The sequence below is a fragment of the Acinetobacter sp. CY73 genome (assembly GCF_059515865.1).
In genome coordinates, this window is record NZ_JCAKMZ010000040.1 from 1 (window position 1) to 21,884 (window position 21,884).

At 38.0% G+C, this 21,884-nt stretch carries 14 protein-coding genes; 6 read left to right on the forward strand and 8 right to left on the reverse strand.

Annotated elements, in window-relative coordinates:
• The first annotated feature begins 341 nt into the window (after window positions 1-341).
• The 3 genes from AC5YD2_RS14730 to AC5YD2_RS14740 all read left to right on the forward strand — a co-directional run bounded on the left by AC5YD2_RS14730 (window position 342) and on the right by AC5YD2_RS14740 (window position 5,524).
• Window positions 342-2,465 carry a bifunctional diguanylate cyclase/phosphodiesterase gene (locus AC5YD2_RS14730; protein ID WP_496127047.1) on the forward strand — a complete coding sequence of 708 codons (2,124 nt, stop codon included), beginning with the start codon at window positions 342-344 and terminating at the stop codon, window positions 2,463-2,465.
• Window positions 2,466-2,967: 502 nt separating this feature from the next.
• On the forward strand, window positions 2,968-4,038 hold the full coding sequence (locus AC5YD2_RS14735; RefSeq protein WP_496127048.1) for a 3-deoxy-7-phosphoheptulonate synthase: 1,071 nt from the start codon (window positions 2,968-2,970) through the stop codon (window positions 4,036-4,038).
• 319 nt (window positions 4,039-4,357) lie between these two features.
• The gene (locus tag AC5YD2_RS14740) at window positions 4,358-5,524 is read left to right on the forward strand and encodes a PilT/PilU family type 4a pilus ATPase (protein WP_496127049.1); all 1,167 of its coding nucleotides are present in this window, start codon (window positions 4,358-4,360) and stop codon (window positions 5,522-5,524) included.
• A 79-nt stretch (window positions 5,525-5,603) separates the two neighbouring features.
• Here AC5YD2_RS14740 and gcvH read toward each other — a convergent pair whose 3' ends face one another.
• From gcvH to AC5YD2_RS14780, 8 genes are all read right to left on the reverse strand, one after another.
• Window positions 5,604-5,978 carry a glycine cleavage system protein GcvH gene (gene gcvH, locus AC5YD2_RS14745; RefSeq protein WP_496127050.1) on the reverse strand — a complete coding sequence of 125 codons (375 nt, stop codon included), beginning with the start codon at window positions 5,976-5,978 and terminating at the stop codon, window positions 5,604-5,606.
• An 88-nt stretch (window positions 5,979-6,066) separates the two neighbouring features.
• Window positions 6,067-7,098, reverse strand: a complete 1,032-nt coding sequence (locus tag AC5YD2_RS14750) for a helix-turn-helix transcriptional regulator (RefSeq protein ID WP_496127051.1) — start codon at window positions 7,096-7,098, stop codon at window positions 6,067-6,069.
• Between the two features lie 100 nt (window positions 7,099-7,198).
• A complete protein-coding gene (locus AC5YD2_RS14755) occupies window positions 7,199-7,654 on the reverse strand; it encodes a MaoC family dehydratase (RefSeq protein WP_496127052.1) in 456 nt (151 codons plus the stop codon).
• Window positions 7,655-9,505 carry an ABC transporter ATP-binding protein gene (locus AC5YD2_RS14760; RefSeq protein WP_496127053.1) on the reverse strand — a complete coding sequence of 617 codons (1,851 nt, stop codon included), beginning with the start codon at window positions 9,503-9,505 and terminating at the stop codon, window positions 7,655-7,657. It abuts the gene before it with no gap.
• 242 nt (window positions 9,506-9,747) lie between these two features.
• A complete protein-coding gene (locus AC5YD2_RS14765; RefSeq protein ID WP_496127054.1) occupies window positions 9,748-10,284 on the reverse strand; it encodes a DUF2058 domain-containing protein in 537 nt (178 codons plus the stop codon).
• Between the two features lie 17 nt (window positions 10,285-10,301).
• Window positions 10,302-10,970: a YoaK family protein gene (locus AC5YD2_RS14770; protein ID WP_496127055.1), complete on the reverse strand. Its 669-nt coding sequence runs from the start codon at window positions 10,968-10,970 to the stop codon at window positions 10,302-10,304.
• 35 nt (window positions 10,971-11,005) lie between these two features.
• Window positions 11,006-12,208, reverse strand: a complete 1,203-nt coding sequence (gene sstT / locus AC5YD2_RS14775; protein ID WP_496127056.1) for a serine/threonine transporter SstT — start codon at window positions 12,206-12,208, stop codon at window positions 11,006-11,008.
• A 182-nt stretch (window positions 12,209-12,390) separates the two neighbouring features.
• A complete protein-coding gene (locus AC5YD2_RS14780) occupies window positions 12,391-14,118 on the reverse strand; it encodes a SulP family inorganic anion transporter (protein ID WP_496127057.1) in 1,728 nt (575 codons plus the stop codon).
• A gap of 222 nt (window positions 14,119-14,340) precedes the next feature.
• Between AC5YD2_RS14780 and AC5YD2_RS14785 the strand changes: the two genes are divergently transcribed.
• The 3 genes from AC5YD2_RS14785 to AC5YD2_RS14795 form a co-directional block, all read left to right on the forward strand.
• On the forward strand, window positions 14,341-16,599 hold the full coding sequence (locus AC5YD2_RS14785; protein WP_496127058.1) for a type VI secretion system Vgr family protein: 2,259 nt from the start codon (window positions 14,341-14,343) through the stop codon (window positions 16,597-16,599).
• Window positions 16,600-16,619: 20 nt separating this feature from the next.
• Entirely contained in the window at window positions 16,620-18,020 is a 1,401-nt protein-coding gene (locus AC5YD2_RS14790; protein WP_496127059.1) for a DUF2169 family type VI secretion system accessory protein, read from the forward strand.
• Window positions 18,013-21,884: PAAR-like domain-containing protein (locus tag AC5YD2_RS14795; protein WP_496127060.1), on the forward strand; the 3,872-nt coding region annotated here is incomplete at its 3' end. The genes AC5YD2_RS14790 and AC5YD2_RS14795, both read left to right, overlap by 8 nt.

The window sequence follows — 21,884 nt, forward strand, 5'->3', positions numbered from 1 at the left end:
GGTATGTTTAATAAAATTGAATAATATGTAAAGTAGATTTAAAAATTACAATTTCAATATTATTAGCGACTTATATGGAAAATACTTAGCCTAATTATTACGCTTTTTGAAATATTGGTGTATTATCATACAAATGGGGATGCATTTAATTTATATAAATAAGTGTTATAATAAACATTAAATTGCATTAAGTGTGCTAGCCGTCACAATATTTAATTAAAATGATATAAGTCTGAATATATTCTAACCTGAATAATTGAAATCACTGGTTTAAATATATACAAATTTATTTCGCATAGTTATATTGAGTGTAGCCGTCAAAATTTTTAACAGGTTGTTTTATGAGTATTCTTGATTTGTATAATGATTCAACATTAAATCAGGTTGAAGGATCCAAAAAAAAGCAAACACCTAATAAAGCTCAATTAAGCGATGACTTTAAGCGCGCACTCGAGCAAATTCCACAGATGGTTTGGCTGACTAAATCTGGAATTGGCTATGCAAATTCAATTCTTAAAAATTACATTGGCGCAGACAGCCAAGATTTACATCATAGAGACTGGATTAAATATCTTCATTCTGAAGATGCAGAACACTTTTATAATATTTGGATGCACGCTCAAAAATCAGGTCAATCTTTCGAAAAAGAATGTCGTATAAAAAATAATCATGGAGACTATTTTTGGTTTTTAGTTAGTGCAAAAAGCAACTTAAACTTTGATCAATTATTTGATTGGACTATCACATTCACTAATATTCATGAACGTGCAGTTCAATTAAGAGAAACTGCAGATATATTACGTGCCAATACAGATATGCTTGATGTGAGTGTGGACTGTATTAAGATTATTACACCGACCGGTCAAGTGTCACACATGAATAAGTCAGGTTGTAGAGCACTGTTAGGCAAAGAGCGTGTACGTAAATTTGGCATGGAATGGTTAAGTTTGCTACCACCTGAAGTAAGAGATCAGGGGAGTCAAGCCATAAAGGTTGCTGCCAAAGGTAAAAATTCTCGTTTTGCAGGAAAAAGTATCTCTGGCAATGTCACGATGTATTGGGATAATATTTTAACGCCAGTGATCAATGAAAATGGCGATACGACCAGTATTTTATGTGTTTCGCGTGATATTACTTTACAACGAGTGGCTGAACATAAATTAAAAATTTCTAGTGAGTATGATGAGTTAACTGGACTCATGAACCGTAGAAGTTTTAAAGCCAAGTTAAAACAATCAATCACTCATGCAAAAAGAACCAAAACAAAAGTCGGCATGATGTTCATTGACTTGGATCATTTTAAAAATATTAATGACACGTTGGGGCATTCTGCCGGCGACCATTTACTGCGAGTTTTATCTAAGCGTTTTGCAAAATGTTTAAATGAAAATGCTTATGTCGCTCGTTTAGGCGGAGATGAATTTGCTGTTATTGTAACGAATCTCAGAGATGTCGAGCATCTTGAACAAGTCTCTAAGCAGTTACTGAAGAAAAATGAGTCTCCTGTTACGTTCTCTGGTAAGTTAATCAATGGTGGAATGAGTATTGGCGGTGCTATTTTCCCACAAGATGCAACAGATGGCATTGAGTTAATGAAATGCGCGGACACCGCTTTAAATGACTTAAAAGAACGTGGTCGAGGTGGTTTTAGACTTTATAACACTGAAATGATGGAAGTTGCGAAACAGAAGACTCAGCAATTAGAAACTGCCCGTTACATTATTCGTGAGCAATTGATTGAACCGTTCTATCAACCGAAAGTGCGTTTGGATAACCGTGAAATTATTGGTTTTGAAGCCTTACTTCGATGGAAAGACTGTGATGGAGTGGTCAATTTCCCCGCAACGATTGTAGAAGCTTTTAATGATTATGAATTAGCGACCAAAATCAGTTTGATTATGCATGACCGTATTTTTAAGGATATGTCGAATTGGATCAATCTAGGCCTACGCGTAGTGCCGATTTCAATTAATGCTTCACCTGTTGAGTTTATGCGCGATAACTATGCTGAGCTATTAATCAAACGTTTAGAACAATATCAAATTCCACCACATCTGATTGAAATCGAAATTACTGAACACATTCTTTCGGAACGTGGTTCTGAGTTTGTGATTAGAGCATTGAAAAAATTAAAGGAATACGGTATTCGTATTTCCTTAGATGATTTTGGCACAGGTCATTCTTCAATGACACATTTACGCGATTATCCTGTAGATTGCCTGAAAATTGATTATGCATTTGTAAATCGCATGAATGAAGAAAAATCAATTAGCTCTATTGTCGAGGGCATTGCGAAGCTAGGTCCAATTCTAAGTCTTGATGTTATTGCTGAGGGAATTGAAACCATTGAACAACTGGACAGTCTTCAACTAGTCGGCTGTGAATTTGGTCAAGGATTTTTATTTAGTCGTGCAATCTGTGCAAGTGAAGCAAAAATGATGCTAATGACTAAAGTGATAGAATAAATTTTTTGATTTTAGTTTTTGGCAACCCTCATCAGGTTGCCTTTTTTTATTTGGTTTCAAATGCTTATAATGATTAATAAGAAAAATAAAGTTATAGAATTAAAATTATTTTTTCATGAAAAACGCTTGTAAAGTTATTCTATTATGCGTATTGTGGTTTCAAGATTAATTTTTACTATGTTCTAAAGACATGCATAATCAACTTTTGACAAATAACGCTTATTATTATTTTTGGCAATTTAACAACTAGTTGCCTAGATGCGTTCGGGCAACTTTAAGGTTGCCCATCAAAGTTTATACCTGATCGGCAACCCCGCTCAGGTTTTTTTATGCATATTTTTTAGACGTCTGGAGTTTAACATGAACAATTTTAATACTTTTTATTTTAGCGATTCTTATTGGTACTACTTTAGCTCTTTATTGAATCAACACAAAACGTCCCATAGAACACATAAGCTCAAATAAAAGATCGGACTGTAAACAGCAGTCCAAAGGAACAGTTATGAATGCTTTAAATACTTGTTTAGAAACATTAAACTCAAATAAATCTCAAGACCAAGAAAAACAATTGATATTGCCTATGCATTTGAAGGCACAATTTCCTTTAAGTATTAAATTACAAGAACAAATTGATCAACATCGCCAAGCGATTGAAAATATTTTAAATGGTACAGATGATCGCTTAATGATCATCACAGGTCCGTGTTCAATTCATGATCCAAAAGCTGTGCTTGAATATGCTGAAAAATTAATAGAGTTACAAAAAAGTGTCGCAGATAAAATTCTATTTGTTATGCGTGCTTACATTGAAAAGCCGAGAACCACTGTAGGTTGGAAGGGGTTTCTTTATGATCCTAAGCTAAATGGATCTGCTGATATGCAGCTCGGTTTAGAGCGTTCACGTCAACTGTATTTAGATATTATTGGGTTAGGTCTACCTATTTCATCTGAGATATTAAGCCCAATGGCCACCGCATATTTCGATGATTTATTGAGTTGGGGCGCTGTAGGTGCGCGTACCAGTGAATCTCAAATACATCGTGAAATCTCAAGCCAAATGCCATATAGCATTGGATTCAAAAATGGTACCGATGGCTCGATTCAAATTGCTTTAGATGCGATTCAATCATCCAGTCATGCACATCATTTCTTGGGTATGAGTCAATCTGGTTTACCTGCAATACTTGAATCTAAAGGTAATCCCAATGCACATTTAATTTTGCGTGGATCGAATACAGGTACCAATTATCAATTCAGTGAAATTGAAAAAATCCGTGAAAACAATAAGGGGTATTTGCCACCTTTGGTAATCGATTGCAGTCATGGGAATAGTGCTAAAAACCCATTAAATCAACCTGATGTTCTGAAGCAAATTATTGCTGAAAGAAATGAAACGAGCGTCTGTGGCGTCATGCTTGAAAGTTTCTTAGTCGATGGCAATCAAAAAATAAGTGATCATATGACTTATGGACAATCTGTGACTGACGGCTGTTTAGGTTGGGAGAAAACAGAAAAGCTTTATTTAGACGTGGCTGATCAATTACGATTAATAGCTTTGAAACATAGTGCTTAATATTCATGTGTATAATATTCTATGTATATAGAAGCCCCAATTTTAGGGGCTTTTTTTTAAAAATGCTGAAATCAATGTGGTTATAAGCCGATTTAAGTGTAGTGATCTAATTGTTCAAATTTGATTCTTAAATAATTTGATCCAATAGGCATTTTGAATAGAATTGAACAAGGCGTTCTGGTTTTAATATTTGAGCCTTTGAATAAAAATGTGCAATATTACAAACATAAATAAGTGCTTGATCATTAAAAAATTAAGTTATTTTTGAATGTATTTTGCACGATTAAAAGTCAGTTACTAAATTTCGATGGGGTGATCAATGTATTCGTCTGAGTTAATCAATGAAGCGCGTAGTTTCATGTTCCGCTTGCTCAAAAATGTTTTTGACAATGGTGGTTCAGATTTATTCATATCAGCAGATTTTCCTCCGAGTATGAAACATCAGGGCTTGATGAAGCCACTCAGCTCACAAGAGCTGACTGCAGATAAAACAAAACTATTTGCACACAGCTTGATGAATGACAAACAGCGTGCAGAGTTTGAACAAGAATTAGAATGCAACTTTGCCATTAGCATTCCAGATGTATCACGTTTTCGTGTTAATGTTTTTCAGCAACAAATGAATGTGGGGATGGTCATTCGTACCATCACATCAGAAATTCCGAACTTCACTAAATTAAAACTTCCACCATCTTTGAAAGATGTAATTATGGAAAAACGTGGTTTAATTTTAGTGGTCGGTGGAACGGGATCTGGTAAATCAACCTCACTTGCTGCGATGATTGACCATCGTAATGAAAACTCAGCAGGGCATATCATTACAGTTGAAGATCCAGTTGAATATGTGCATAAGCACAAAAAATCGATGATTACCCATCGTGAAGTGGGCGTAGACTGCCACTCATGGCATAACGCACTGAAAAATACTTTACGTCAAGCACCTGATGTAATCTTGATCGGTGAGATTCGCGATACGGAAACGATGGAACATGCAATAGCCTTTGCTGAAACTGGACATTTGTGTCTGGGGACACTACATGCAAACAATGCGAACCAAACCCTAGATCGTATTATCAACTTTTTCCCAGAAGAGCGTCGTAATCAATTATTGATGGATTTATCCTCTAACATGAAAGCGATTATTTCTCAGCGTCTGATTCGAACTGAAGATGGTAAAGGCCGTCGTGCAGCTGTAGAAATCATGTTAAATACACCTTTGGTTTCCGATGTGATTCTGAAAGGTAATTTCCATGAACTCAAAGAGATTATGACGAAATCTCGAGAGTTAGGTATGCAAACTTTCGATCAGGCATTATTTGATTTATATGATGAAGGTTCAATTAGTTATGATGAAGCCATTCGAAATGCGGATTCTATGAATGAAATTCGTTTAAAAATCAAATTGAACAGTAAACGTAAAGTTGAAGGCGCTGATCGTGCAGTTAGTTCATTTAAAATGTTTGATGATGGCGTAGGACAGGAATAAAGGTAGGCTATACATTCTTAAATCAAAAAATCAGCCTAAAGGCTGATTTTTTATGGTCATTCAGATTTTCTCGTTACATTCACAGACCAGCTTCGTATTGCTCACTTGACAATAGTTCTTCTACATCTGCCATATCATTTGGTTTGATTTTATAAATCCAACCTTTACCATACGGATCATCATTGACAAAATCTGGATCTTCTTCAAGAAGTTCATTAATTTCAACAACAACACCTGAAATCGGGGCATGAATATCAGAAGCTGTTTTTACAGATTCTACAACACCTGTTTGTTGACCTGCAGTCACTTCTGTACCAACTTCTGGAGCTTCGACATAAACTAGGTCGCCCAAAGCATCTTGCGCATGATCAGAAATACCAGTCACTACAAGCTCACCTTCGATTCTAACCCATTCATGTGTACTTGCATATTTCAACTCAGATGGATGATTCATAATGATTCCTTGGTTCTAACAGAACAACAAAATAAAAATTTTTCAGTGTTATACATGGTTTTGAACGAAAGCGAAAGTTCAAAAAATTCTATAGATAGGGATCTTTACGCCAACTGCTTGGGCTTCGACCACTCCAACGCTTAAAAGCGCGACTAAAGTTGGCAACATCTGAATAACCCAATTCATCTGCAATCTGTTCTAGGGTGTAATCTGTACGCGATAGTAACGATGTAGCATGTCGATAACGCACTTCATCCACAATGGTCGAAAAAGACGTACCTTCAGCGGCAAGTTGTCTTTTTAATGTGCGATCAGACATATGTAAACGATCAGCAACATTTTCAATGCTGAGGTAATGCTGCTCTGAATGGGTAAGAATATCACGGACACGCATTGAAACACGGCGTCGCTCTCCGAGTTCTGAAAGTTCAGCTTCACACTGATTAATTGCAATCTGGCTGGAAATTGGATCAGCATTGACCATTTTTAAACCTAAGTATTTCTTATCGAAGCTTGCCACAAAGTGGGTTTGATCAAAATGCACAATTTGCTGAGGGGCCATACGGGAAATATAGCGATCGAAGCCTTCAGGTTTTGGAAAATCGAAATTGATCTCACCATGCAAGTCATCAATGCCAGTTAAAGCTTTCGCCATCGTAATGACGCCAAAGGTCAATGACATCACAATCTCAGTTCTCAACGGTTCAAGATCAATATCACATTGAAGCTGTAACGATACTTGCTCTGTAAATGTTGAAAAATGAAATTGCAAAAAGGGCATGCGTAACTGAATAAAACGATTAGCAAGGATTAACGCATCCATAATTTCATTGGAGGTCATGATCGCATAACCAATAAAGCCATGGATCGAAATTCGCATCTGATTACCCAGATGATAACCGAGTGAACTTTCGCCCGTCATTTTACGTGCAAGAATGATCATCTCATTTGCAATGGGTAAGGGAATACGAAATTCAGGATCAGCAAGCTGTTCAGGCGTATAATTGAATGGTGCAAAAAGTGATTCTGCACTGTATCCCCAGCGAGAAACCACATCGAGTAATAATAACCCGTATACACCTGGAATGCCTAAATCTTGGCGAACTGAGACTGTTTTCATTTGCGATCCATAGCTTGTCACAATTATTTTAATATTTATTTCTACAATTTTATATTGTCATAAATTCAGACGAATAATCGATAAAATTGTTGGACAAAGATTAGCTTTGTCCTGACATCGCCTCGCGACTAAAGACAATAATTTTAGTGGTAGAAATCAATAAAACATCACCATCTTGATTACGGGTCTGATTTACATAAGATACAATAGCACGATCTGCTTTGGTCTTAGAGGGTGTAATGGATACAATTTCAACTTCTACATGTAAACGATCACCTGCACGTGCAGGGCGTGGCCATCTTAAGCTGGATTCAGAGCCGATTAGACCATAAGCAACTGGAAAGCATTCGGTCCATAAACGCATAGTGACTGCCGAAGTATGCCATCCACTGGCTGCAAGCCCTTTAAAAATAGGATGTTCATCCGCTTTTTCTTCATCTAAATGAAAAACTTGAGGGTCATACTGACTGGCGAATTGCTTAATTTCATCTAAAGTCATTTCATATTCACGACTTTTAAAGCGATCACCAATTTTTATATCTTCCAGATACAACATTTAATCTTCTTCCTGTGCTAGGACGGTTTGTTCTACTAAAAAGCCACCCGTTTGACGTTGCCATAACTGAGCGTAAATTCCATTTTGAGCAATGAGCTGTTCATGAGTCCCTTGCTCCACGATAGTCCCTTGATCTAAAACAATTAATCGATCCATTTGAGCAATTGTAGATAAACGATGCGCAATTGCAATGACTGTTTTACCTTCCATTAAATCATCTAGACTCGATTGAATGGCTGCTTCCACTTCAGAATCAAGCGCACTCGTTGCTTCATCTAATACCAAAATAGGGGCATCTTTTAAGAACACACGTGCAATCGCGATCCTTTGACGTTGTCCGCCTGATAATTTAACACCACGCTCTCCAACGTATGCATCATATCCAGTTTGACCCCGTAGGTCGGTGAGTTGAGGAATGAATTCTTCAGCTTTGGCTTTTCGTACAGCCTCAAACATTTCCTCATCGGTTGCATCAGGACGACCATATTTAATGTTTTCAGCCACGGTTCGGTGTAATAAGGAGGTATCTTGCGTGACCAGTGCAATATTTTTTCTTAAGCTATCTTGAGAGACATCTTGAATATTTTGACCATCGATGCAAATGCGACCTTGGTTTAATCTGTAGAAGTTTAAAAGTAGTTGAATTAACGTTGATTTTCCTGCACCAGAACGTCCAACGATGCCAATTTTTTCACCCGGTTTAATTTCAAGATTAAGCTGATCAATCACATTTTTATCATTATAGGCAAAGGTCACCTGATCAAAGGTAATGCCACCTTTTTCAATATTTAAAGGCAGGGCATTGGGTGAGTCTTGGATATGAATTGGTTTGCCTAGGGTTTTCATCCCATCTTGAATGGTACCAATATTTTCAAATAAGGCTGAAGTTTGCCACATCATAAATGCAGCCATACTGTTGAGTTTTAAAATCATGGCAGTCGTTGCGGCAATCACGCCAATTTGTGCTTGCCCCTGTAACCATAGCCAAACAGCTGTACCTAAAACGCCAAAAAACAACACGGCAGTCAATAGATTAATACTGATTTCGTATTTTGTACCTAAACGCATTTGTTGAAATACAGTCACCATGAACTCTTGCATAGACTCTTTGGCATATTGACTTTCTCGACCTGCATGCGCAAAAAGCTTCACCGTTTGAATATTGGTATAAGCATCTGTGACACGACCCGTCATCACTGCACGGGCATCGGCTTGTTTCTTCGAAACGTGTCCTAGCTTTGGAATAAAATACAATGCAGCGCCAACAAATAAAATGAGCCAAATGAACAGGGGGATCAGTAAAATAGGGGAAACTTGTCCAAGTACAACACTGATGGTAATAAAGTAAATCACCACATAAGTGACCATGTCGCCTAAGATCACCCAGAACTCACGAACCGCCAAAGACGTCTGCATGACTTTTGCCGAAAGACGACCTGCAAAGTCGTTGTGGAAAAACTCTAGACCTTGACGTAACAATAGATTGTGAAATCTCCAACGCAAACGCATGGGGAAACTACTGTACAAAATCTGATGTCGAATGATCGACTGTAAGCTTGAAAAGAAGATATTGGCAAATAAAATTGTACTTAAAATAATAATATTTTGTTGATGATTTCTAAGGAATGATTCAGGTTTCGATTGGGTTAACCAATCTACTAAATGACCAATTTGAGAGAAAAATAAAGCCTCAAAACTTGCCGTTGCAGCCGTAAATAAAATCAGGCAGATGAGATATTTTTTTACACCAGTCGCAGCTTGCCAAACAAAGGAGAAGAACGTCGTAGGTAAAGGTTCATTTAAACCTTCCGTTGGATAGGGATCTACGCGTTTTTCAAACCACTTAAGCATTACTGAAACTCTTACAAACTTGTTTTAGATGGAGTTTACTTTAAAAAGGATGTAATTAGTATTGAAGTTAAAATGTGAAATCGTGTTCTTCTTAGATTATCAAAAAATTAAAGTATGACTCCAATTAAAGAAAGACAAGCAAGGCTTGTCTTTTCAATAGGGTCTGGCTTTAAAAATAAGAACGACAAGTAGTCTTAAACTTATTCCATTGAGTGTTCAATGAATTAGCCTAAATTAATGTTTTACCACATTAAGTCATCTGGAATGACGTAAGCCGCATACGGATCTTCTTCATCAGTGACTTCGGCAGTATTTTCACTATTATTTACCAAGATAAAACCAGTCAATTTTTCATTAATACGTTCAGCAAGGGCTTTAGGTAAAAAAGCATAACGATCATGATCTTTTGCAACCACTAAGCTACCTGAAACTAGGGCATTATAGATTTGCTGATTGATATAAACTTTCTTAATTTTACTGTCATCAATAAATTGATACGTTACATCGCCATCGGTGTCTTTAATTTTGTGATGGCTAATCATTTGAATCACAGATGCACGTAGCGTCTTTTCTTCCAAAGCCAGTTTTTTCTCTAAGCTCAGCGCTTGATCTTTAGCAAGTTTCTCTTGTTGGTCTTTTTCAATTTTAGCTTTCAGTTCAGCTTCATTACTTTGACCTGTACGCTGTTCATGTACGGCTTGTTTAGAGAGTTTCTTCGCCTTTTTATTGTCTACCAAGCCTGCTTTAAGCAACTGTGCTTGCAATGCATTTTTAACCATTTAAATACCAACCATAATTAAAGACGAGAATGTCGCAAATATATCATCCAATACACCAAACAGATCAAAAGACTTAAACCTGCAGGCAATAAGAATGCATTCAATTGTAAATAGGAATAACTGATTGCTGCAATTATACTTCCGATGATAAAGCCAATTAAGATCAATAAATGCAGTATTATTTTTTTAGCGTCATTTTTCAGTCCACGAACAAAATAACCCAGAGCCAAACCTAAATCGGTTAATACACCAGAAAGATGCGTGGTTCGGATAATGGCACCTTGATAATGGCTGACCATTGCATTTTGAATGCCCATCGATGCACATGCCCAAAGTAAGGCATAACGTGGATAATCCGCTATAAAGAACCAACACATCAAAATAAATATCATGACTAAAGTTAAAGGCAAACCGTAGCGTCGACCCAGTTCAAAATGACTATTCCCGAGGATAAAGCCACTATAACTTGACCCCAGTACATAGCTCGTCACAACCAAGATCAGAAAAATGACAGATGCATAATCTTGATCGGCAAGACTGAGCGCAATCAGACTGGCATTTCCTGTCATGTGAGAAACAGATTGATGCAGAAGAGAAATGAGTCCTAAAACGTTAATCATGCCCGCATTCATTGCGAGCATGAAAGCTCCAAACTGAACCCATTTAGGAAGGTGTTGAAATGGCATGACTTTATATCGGAAAAATCGACCATTTCAATATATTATTTTGTTGGAGCGCGATCAACAGCTACAGTAAATAATACGTCTGTAGATGAGTTAAGTGCCGTTTCAGTTGAGTCTTGTAAAACACTGATCACCATACCAATAGCGACCACTTGCATAGCAATATCAGAAGAAATATTGAAAAGACCACACGCCACTGGAATCAAGAGTAATGAACCACCAGCTACGCCAGAAGCACCACATGCAGAAACGGTAGCAACGACAGAAAGGATGATCATGGTTGTGATATCAACTGGAATCCCTAAAGTATGTACCGTTGCTAAAGTCAGTACAGTGATTGTCACTGAAGCTCCCGCCATATTGATGGCAGCACCCAGTGGGATCGCAACACTAGCAGTGGTTTCTGGAACACCTAAACGTTTCGCCAAATCCAAGTTCACAGGAATATTCGCAGCTGAACTCCGTGTGAAAAATGCAGTAATACCACTTTCACGCAGACATTTAAAAACTAAAGGATATGGGTTAGACCGTGTAACGATTGCCACCATGATCGGATTAATGACCAATGCAACGAAGAACATAGTTCCGATTAAAACCGCCAATAAATGCGCATAACTGGTGAGTGTTTTAATCCCAGATTCAGCAAAGGTAACAGCAACTAAACCAAAAATACCAATCGGGGCAAAGTTAATCACTAAACGAATCACACGATTCACAGCATTCGCAGCGTCTGTCAAAAAGACTTTTGAAGTATCACTTGCATGACGGAACGCAAGACCTAGCACTACAGCCCAAGCCAAAATACCAATGAAGTTTGCTTCAGAAATCGCAGTAACGGGGTTTGCAACAAAACTTAATAATAAGTTTTTAAAAATTTCAGCCAAGCTTCCAGGCGCTTGTAGCTCTGAATTTGCAGGAATATCTAAAAAAAGTGTACTTGGAAAAATGTTACTTGCGGTCACTGCTGTGACTGCAGACAAGAACATCCCAATCGCGTACATCACCATGATGGGTTTAATCTTGGCATTGGCACCATTTCCCACAGTGAAATTGGCGATCGAGGCTAAAACAAGTACAAACACTAAAATAGGGGCAACTGACTTTAATGCCTTAATGAATAAGTCACCAAGAATGCTTAAATACGGCGCAACTTGAGGAACAAAGACAGCAACAGCTACGCCTAAAATAATGGCGATAATAATTTTGGTAACTAAACTCAAACGTGCTAGAGCAGCGAACATAACTGAACCTAAAATGCCTAGACTGGCTTAAAATCAAAGAAATAAGCTCGGTATTCTATACTGAAACTCAGATGTTAAATAAAACAATTTATTAAGAAAAAATAACCCTTTAAATTACATGAGTTTTTTGATATTTAAATTATAAAATAATATCCAACTTGAACCTAAGCTTAATCAATTACTTAAGAAAAGGTCTGTGCATCCAATTCATGCATTGCTTGGTAGTGGGTGAGATAAACTTTTCCAGAAAGTTGTTTTAGGAAAGCAGAATCGTTTAAATGATCCATGACAGGTCCCTTGATTTCTGTCAGATGTAATTTGATATTCAACTTTTGCAATTCGCTATTCATTTCAGTTAAGGCATCCAATGCACTAAAGTCAATATTACTGATACTCGAACAGTTGACCACCACGTGCTTTAAATTGGCATGCTGACTCACTTCTAAAATCACAAACTCTTTTAAAGTATTTGCGTTCAAAAAGCTTAGGTTTTCATCGACGCGTAAAGACACGATTTCAGCACTGGTCACCACATCATGGCGTGAAATATTACGGAAATGTTGAGTCCCTTGAACCAAACCAATGACCGCAATATGGGGGCGGCTGATTCTCCACAACAATAATATAAAAGTCACAGCAATACCAATCATTAGACCACTGGTGATGTCGATGCAAAGTACACCGAGGAAAGTAACAAGCATTGCAAAACCATCTGCCTTAGAATATTTCCAAGCATCAACGAAAGGTTTGATACTGATGAGTTTCCAAATAGAAACGATGATCGTCGCAGCAAGAATTGAAAGAGGAAGCAATGCAAACAAGCTGGTAAAGTAAAGACTTACAATAACGATGAGAATAGAAGAAATTACACCGGCCATTGGTGTTTTAGCGCCAGCATCTGTATTCACTACAGTTCGAGATAAACTACCAGAAACTGGAAAAGCAGAACTTATGCCTGCACCTAGATTGGCTAAACCCAGCGCAACAAGCTCCTGATTACTATTTAGCTCACTTCGTTTTTGGAAAGCCGTTGCCTGAGCAATAGAAATTGATTCTACAAAGCTCACCATGGCAATCATAAATGCACCAGGCAACAATGTTTTAACCAATTCCCATGTCCAAAACGGCATAGAGAGAGGAGGAAAACCCACAGGGATTTCACCCACTGTTTTAATCCCGAGTTGATCGATACGAATGAAATAAACCAATGCGATTGAAAGCAAAACCAAAATAAGCGGCACAGCCCGATTCAGAAATTGACTATCACCAATAACTGTTTCTATTTTTTTGCTTTTTAAGAGTTTGGGGATATAAATTAAAAATAAAATAGCACTAATGCCAAAACCTAAAGTCGCAATATGACTTAAACCAATATATTCCCAAAGACTTTGGCTAAATTGAATAATATTGCTGGATTGGAGCGGAAGATCCAATAAAAATTTAACTTGGCTGAGTACAATCAATAATGCCGATGCAATAATAAAACTTTGAATCACAGGATGGCTGATCAGGCGAATCAAGAACCCAAATCTAAACACACCCAACAAAAAAGAGATGACACCGACCATGATTGCAAGTAAACAAGCGGCTTGAATGTAAACAGGGGAGCCAACTTCATATAATGGTTCAAGTGTCGCAAAGGTCATCATGGAAATTAATGCAACAGGGCCAATCGACAAGGTTAAACTGCTACCCACCATGGCATAAATAATCATCGGAATGACGCTGGCATATAAACCCATAATCGGGGGTAAACCAGCAATCATGGCATACGCCATGCCTTGAGGGACAAGCATCGCCACCACAATGAAAGCGGCCATTAAATCATCTTTGAAAATAGGATTCTTATAGCGCTTTAACCATTTCCACGCAGGAAAAATGCTATCTAAGGTAAACTTCGGGCGCGCCATAATAAATTCTAAATCACAAATTATGATATATTATGCTTAAAAAGTGATAACAAATCATCACTTAAATAACTTCGATTATGAGATGTTTAATCAGGATTTGATAAAAGAAGAAATTATTAATCGCAATTAAATAATATGTGATTGAAATCACAATATTTTTTTATTATAATCACTTTAGAAAATAAAATATCTAATATAAATTAATAATATAGTGGAATCGTGATGCAATATACTAAAAAATTAGAGCAATTGATTTCTTCAGTTCAGCAACAAAACCGTATGCTGAAACTCACGTTTCCAAATAACGATGTCGCTCAAGCACCACAAATGGTCGCTAACTTTTTAAATGCTAAAGAAAAGTTTAATCAAGACTTTGAGTTTAATATTGAAGTTTTGTCTGAGAACTCTGAAATTCCTTTAGACGATTTGATTGGTAAAATGGCATGTATTGAATGCATGCGTCATGATGGAACATCACGCTTCTTCAATGGTTATATCTTCAGTTTTCGTTTCCTTAAAAACGATGGCGGATTTAGCCGCTATGAAATGATTTTAAAACCATGGTTGGCTTTTCTTCAGTACCGTCAAGACTGTCAGGTCTTCCAAGAACTTCCACTAAAAGACCGCAGTACCCAATTATTTAAAAACTGTATTTACAGTGATGTACTGTGGGATCTTAGAAACCCTGATCCAGAAACAACTTTCTCGGTTCAGTTTAACGAAACAGATTACAACTACTTACAGCGCCAATGGGAGCGGGCGGGATGGATCTATTGGTATGAACATCGTGCTAATGGACATACCCTGCATATTATTGATCAAACTCAGACTTGTTCGCCCATTCAAGCTCAAAATAATGAACTGATTTGGCGTGGTAATGAAGCTCACAATACGGGTGTTGGGATTATTGCTTTCGCGAATCGCTCTCAGCTTAATTTTAACGCGTACACAGCATCAAGTTTTGATTTTAAAGCACCAGACCAGTTGCAATCAGAGTTTACACCTTCCAAAGTCCTTGCAGGCATATTGAAACTGGAAAGCTATGCCTATAGTGGTGCATATGGTTTTAAAGATACAGATCAAGGAAATAATGATTTAAAACTTATTAGCGATGCCAATACGGCTGCAGATCAAACGAAATACCTAAGTTGCAATGATGCTTATGCTGAAATTGGTCGATGGTTCAAGCTTGCTCGTTTCAATACTTCTGGTGATGCTAATAATGAATTTTTGATTATTGGTATAAAACATACCGCAGGTAATAACTACTTATTTGAAACAGATAAGGATACGGCTCAATATCATGCAGAATTAGAATGTATTAGTCGAGATATACCATGGTTGCCTTTGCTGAACGCCAACAGTCAGGAAACTCGAATTTATGGGATGCAAACGGCGAAAGTGGTGGGTCCAGCAGGCGAGGAAATTTATACCGATAAATATGGTCGTGTCAAAGTCCAGTTCCATTGGGATCGTTTAGGTCAGCAAAATGAAAATTCATCCGCATGGGTCCGAGTTGCGACGGCTTGGGCAGGCAGTAACTTTGGGATGGTGTCGATTCCTCGAATTGGGCAAGAGGTTATTGTTCAGTTCTTAGATGGGAATCCTGACCGACCTGTAATTACTGGAAGTGTGTATAACGAAGATAATTTACCACCTTGGGATTTGCCAACCAATGCGACACAATCGGGAATTTTATCTAGATCAACCGTTGGTGCAACTCCTGAAAATGCCAATGCGATTCGCTTTGAAGACAAGAAAGGCTCGGAAGAAGTCTGGATTCAGGCTGAAAAAGACCAGAACATTAATGTCAAAAATAATGAATCTCATACCATTGGTGTAGATCGAACTAAATCTGTAGGAAGTAATGAGACCGTCAGTATCGGTGCAGACCGTACAGAAACAGTTGGTAATAATGAAACGATTACTGTTCAAAAAGATCGAACTGAAACTGTTGGTCAAAATGAAACCATTAGTATTGGTGCGAATCGAACTGAAACCGTGACAGGAAATGAATCGATCACCATTCAACAAAACCGTACAAAAACAGTGGTGGGCAATGAAACCGATAGTATTTCAAAAAATCAAAAAATCAGCGTTTCTCAAAATCAATCTACATCAGTCGGTCAAAATCAAACAGTATCAGTAGGTCTGAATAAAGTGGAGTCAGTTGCGATTGCGAAAGCACTTAATGTGGGTGCCGCTTATGCTGTGACTGTAGGAGCAGGTCATGCTGTTACAGTGGGAGGTGCAATGAATACCGCTGTAGGTCTGGCACAGTTTGAACAAGTGGGATTGAACAAAGTTGTCAACATAGGAGCAAATTACGTTATTGAAGTTGCTGATCGTTTTGAGGTCAGAGTGGGTTCGTCAAGTCTCATTTTAAATTCAGACGGAACAATTGTGCTTTCAGGGACAAGCATTCTCATTGAAGGAAATGGACCAGTTCAGATTAATGGTCAAGATGTAGACATCAACTGATAATAAGAGCATTCATCTCAATGACATTACAAAATCAAACTCCTTTTCCAGCGCTTATGTTTTCATCTGCTGATCCGAATAAACAAGAACATAAAATTGTTGTCATGAAGGTGAGTTACCGCATTGTACGGCAAGGTGTTGACCAATGGGGATTGCAACTTATAACTGACGGGTCTGTGCCTTTATGTTTAGCCGATGAATATTGGGGAGAAATTGGGGAGAGTAGTGTCAAGATTGAAAGTGACTTAGCGCCTTATAAGCCCAAGTGTGATGTCATCCTAAATGGTTCAGCATACACGCCTGACGCTAAAGAAATGACCGCAATTGCTGTACGTTTAAAAATGAGTTATCCGGAACCTTTAAAAGAACTTAAAAAACCTCAGGAGCCAAAACCGTTAAATCCAACTATGCCACTCACCGAATCTCAAAAAAAACAATGGATAAATGATTTAGCTAATTATGATAAAAAATTAAAAGAGCAACAATCTAAAACAAAGTTCACAGTCCTTTTAGAAAAAACTTTAAGTGTTTTAGGAGAAAGTACTTTTAAACCTAATACGCTTTTGCCAGGTTGGAAGCGAACATCTTTAAAACCTTTTACCATGTTGCCTATACGTTGGGATTATGCTTTTGGTGGTCATCAAGTTGTTTATAAATTTGTAGATCAGAGTGGCCAGCCGATCTTTAATGAGATGTGTTATTCCAATCCTCTGGGCACGGGTTGGGTTGAGGATGTTTATTTTGAAGCTTGTGAGAAAGTCAATAAAGACAGAAAAAGTGAAGATAAAATAAAAAACTATAAGGACATTGATGCACCTCGTATTGAATTTCACATGCAGCGTCAACCTAAACCTGCCATCGTTAAACATCCTAAAGCGACTGAACTAAATGCAAAAGTAATGGATAAGATCAGTCAAAAATATCCTTATCAACCAGCAGGTTTTGGTTTTGTCGGACGACCATGGATTCCGCGTATTGCTTTAGCAGGAACATACGACGATCAATGGGTCGAAAAGCAGCACCCTTATCCACCACAAGATATGGATTATGGCTATTGGAATGGCGCACCTAAAGACCAACAAATTGAATTTTTTTACCCCAATGCACGTATTGAATTGTGGAATCTAACACCGCTCGAATATTCAAATAAAGGTTACATCAGATTCGACTTTTTGGGTCATCGCCCATTTATCAAAGTTTTTTTTAAGTCTGGAGAAATGCTTCCTTTTCCCATGATCACGGACACTGTATTGATCGATACCGATAATATGATCGTGAGCTTGACACATAAGTCGTGGATTCGCTCAGATACTGCTCCATTTGATCGAGTTGAAACACATTTAAGTGTTGAAGCAGAAGGCCCACTATTTGATTTACCTGAACAATTAGAAAAAAAATTAAAGGAAATGAGTCATGGCTGAGAATAACCAACTGAGGAAAGAAAGTAACTGGCTCATTTTATGTATTGCACCAGACGTGTGTAAAACCCCACCGGGAATACCTGTACCTTATCCAGCTGTCGCATTTCTAGAAGATTCTGATCAAGTTCAAAATAATGTGAAAGCGAATCGTCATGAATTTGTTTTACACGACCAAAGTTTAGTGACACGTACTTGGGGCGATCAATTAGGAATATTGAAAGGAGTTAAGAGCCAAACAGTTGGTGCCCAATGTTACCCTAAAGATAAAAGCTCTAGTTTTAATGTCAATAAGAAGGGCGTGGTGAGGGCTGAAGATCAATTTTGGATGAATGGTAATACTATAGATAATGGTAATACCCTAGGTCGTGTTATCAAAATTCCGCCTCTCAAAGAAATGATGAGTAAGGCTCTTGATGTTTTACAAGTTGGTCTAGATTTAGTCGGACTCATTCCTGGTTTAGGGGAAATCGCTGATTTAGCCAATGGATTAATATCACTTGCTCGCGGTGATTATGTCGGAGCTGCACTTTCGTTTGCGGCGATGATTCCATTTGCGGGTTGGGCTGCAACGGGAGCCAAAGGTGCACGCAAAATTGCCAAAGCCAGTGATGAAGTTGTTGATGCTGCCAATACAGCAAAGAAAACGCCAACACCGCCAGCTAAACAACCAGGGTCTACTATTGAAGGCAATGCTGGTAAAGGTGATACTCCAAGTAGTTGTCCATTTCCACAAGTCAGTAAACCTGTAAGTCCAACACAAGGGGCTAAAATCTTGATGGGGGATATGGATACTGATTTCTCACTTCATTCTGCATTTCCACTGATTTGGCAAAGATTTTATGCGAGTAATAGTGCTGTTGGCACTAAAAAGTATCCAAATAGTTGGTATGGTCAAGGTTGGAGTCATTCTTACAGTATTCAAATCAAAGTATTACCTGCACATCAGAAAATTGAAGTCGTACTTCCGTTAGGACGGGTCGCGACATTTCCTTATTTAGAACCTAATGATCAGTTTTATTCGATTTATGAAAATTTCACCTTAATACGTGAATCTGTAGAAAGTGGCAAAGAACACCGTGATTTCAAGTTTAGAATTGCGTTTGGTGAACTTGAATCCGCCAATACTTTTTATGAATTTTACCATCAGGTTGAGAGTGAAAGAACGAAGGCTGAACAGCTTATCCTGTGTACTGGGGTCAATGATGTTTTAGGTAATCGCATAGGTTTGGAGTATTTATACAAGGATGAAGTACGAAAAAACTATCCTAGTCATATATATGACAATTTAGATCGCGTATTGGCTTTAGATTTTATTGAAATTAATCAGCAAATCCGCTTAAAAGAGGTTAAGCACTTACAGAAACTTCAAAGCAGGTTAAATGCTGATCATACCTCTCAGCAATTAGCATTAAGTATAGAACAACGTCTTTTCGATGCGACACAAGACGCTCATCATGCGTTGATGGATTTAGATGAGTATTTAAATACAAAAATACTCGCGCGTTACAACTATTCGAGTCAAGCTGACTTAATTGAAGTCTATATTGATGACAGTCCTGTAGATGCGCAATCATTTGAACAATTCAAACTACGATTGACTCGTAAATTTGAATGGAAAAATCATATGATGACTGCTCATCATCAGGTCGGAGGAATCAGTAGTTATTACGAATATGATGATTATCAGCCCGAAGGTCGGGTGATTTCAAACCAAGTCAATACCGACGAATCATATCTTTTTAAATATTTTGATGGCTATACTCAAGTTATCTATGCCCCGAATGAATCTGTTGAAAAGTCCGAGATTTATTATTTTAATGGCAAGAAAAAGTTAACCAAATTTGTAAATGCATTGGGGGCAGAAGAACACTATGAATATGACTCATATCATCGTTTATTGAAAAAAACCGATGCAGATGGTGGCATCACAGAATATCAATATAGTGGAACACAACTCACTAAAATCCGTAGTCTCATCCAGTATGATTCCACGACCCATTTACCTATTTGGCGAGAAATATCTTTAACTTGGACAGAGGGTCGGCTCACCCAAGTGACTGATCCTTTAGGCAACAGTGAAACTACAGCCTATGATTTTGCAGGGCAACCCTTAGTTGTCACTAATGCATTAGGTCATCAGACTCAAATTAAATATACGCCCACAGGTATGGCTTATCAGGTGACCGATGCCAAAGGCGCTCATAAACGTATACTCTGGGACAAGTTTGGAAATCTACAAAGATATCAAGACTGTAGCGGAAAAATTACACAATATCAGTATGATGCTTATGGTCGGCTAACCTCAGTTCAGAATGCCTTAGGACTAGAAACCAGTTTTAAATATTATGCGCATCAAGAGCAACCAAACGAAATTCATTATCCTGACGGGGGTATAGAACAGTTTAAATATGATGCTTTGGAACGTTTAATTGAGTATCGAGATGCCTTAGGACGAACGACGACCTATGAGTATAGTGTTGATAATTTACCGATTCAACGTACTGATCCTGCCAATGGAACAGTGACCTATCATTATGATCAGTTACGTCGTTTTGTGGGAATCACCAATGAAAATGGACAGACGTGGACACTTGAATATGATGCCAATGATCAAGTGATTGCGGAAACCACCTTTGATGGTGTTCGTACTGAATATGAATATAGTCCAGCAGGACAACTAATCAAACATCGCCAACTGACTGAAAACAAAAAAATCCGTTATAGCACCGTCTTCAAACGTGATTTACTGGGGCAGTTACTCGAACAATATATCGTTGATCATCACGATTTGAGCGAGAAAAAACGTACACGCTATGACTATGATTTAGCAGGGCAACTGATACAAGCGCGAAATACAGAGAGTCATGTCAAGCTCAGTTACGATCCTATAGGTCAACTCAATAAAGAACAACTCATTGCGCATTGGTTTAATGAGGCAACTCAAGAACATACACAGCGTACCCATACGTTGACGCATTTGTATGACGAATTGGGTAATCGGATTGAAACGACACTGCCCGATGGGCGTAAGCTCAAGACCATGTATTATGGATCTGGTCATGCTTGGCATTATGCCTTAGAGGATAGCGAAGGCATCCATGAGATCAGTAGTCTAAAACGCGACGATTTGCATCAGGAAATTGAGCGGACTCAAGGGCAACTACATAGCCAATTTAAACTTGATAGAATGGGGCGTTTAACTGAACAACGTGTGGCATGGGAACAGGATCCAACTCAAAAGCTTTTAGAGCGCTTATATGACTATGATCAGGCAGGTCAGCTTAAAGAAATTTTAGACAAAAGATACTTATATTCACAATCTCATACCCATCAAAGCAGTGCCTTTATTGGTGGACATACAAACTCATGGCAACGCAAACAGAGCTATCAGTATGATGTGTTGTCACGTTTAACGGGAAGTGAACTTTCCACTCAAGGTCAAAGTGAGAATTTCATTCAAATTCGAGAGCAATTTGCATTTGACCCTGCCAGTAATATTTTACCGATAGCATCTACAGCAGAAAATAATCAATCTAAAATTCTAGATAACCGTGTGAAGCATCTTGAGCAAGCACATCAAACTGTAGATTATGAGTATGATGACTTAGGTCGTGTGACACAAAAGCGTATTCACATCAAAGATAAGAATGCGTTTGGGCATATCCACCAACAACTGAGTGGCAATCACTTACTCAATCAATTTACGACACGACAAATAGATTTGGAGTGGGATGAGCAAAATCAGCTCAAAGCCTCAACCTCGACGAAGCCTGATGGGCGTGGTGGGCAAGAGATTATACAAACTCAGTACTGTTATGATCCATTTGGTCGACGGATAGCGAAACAGAGTCAAACCTATAAAAA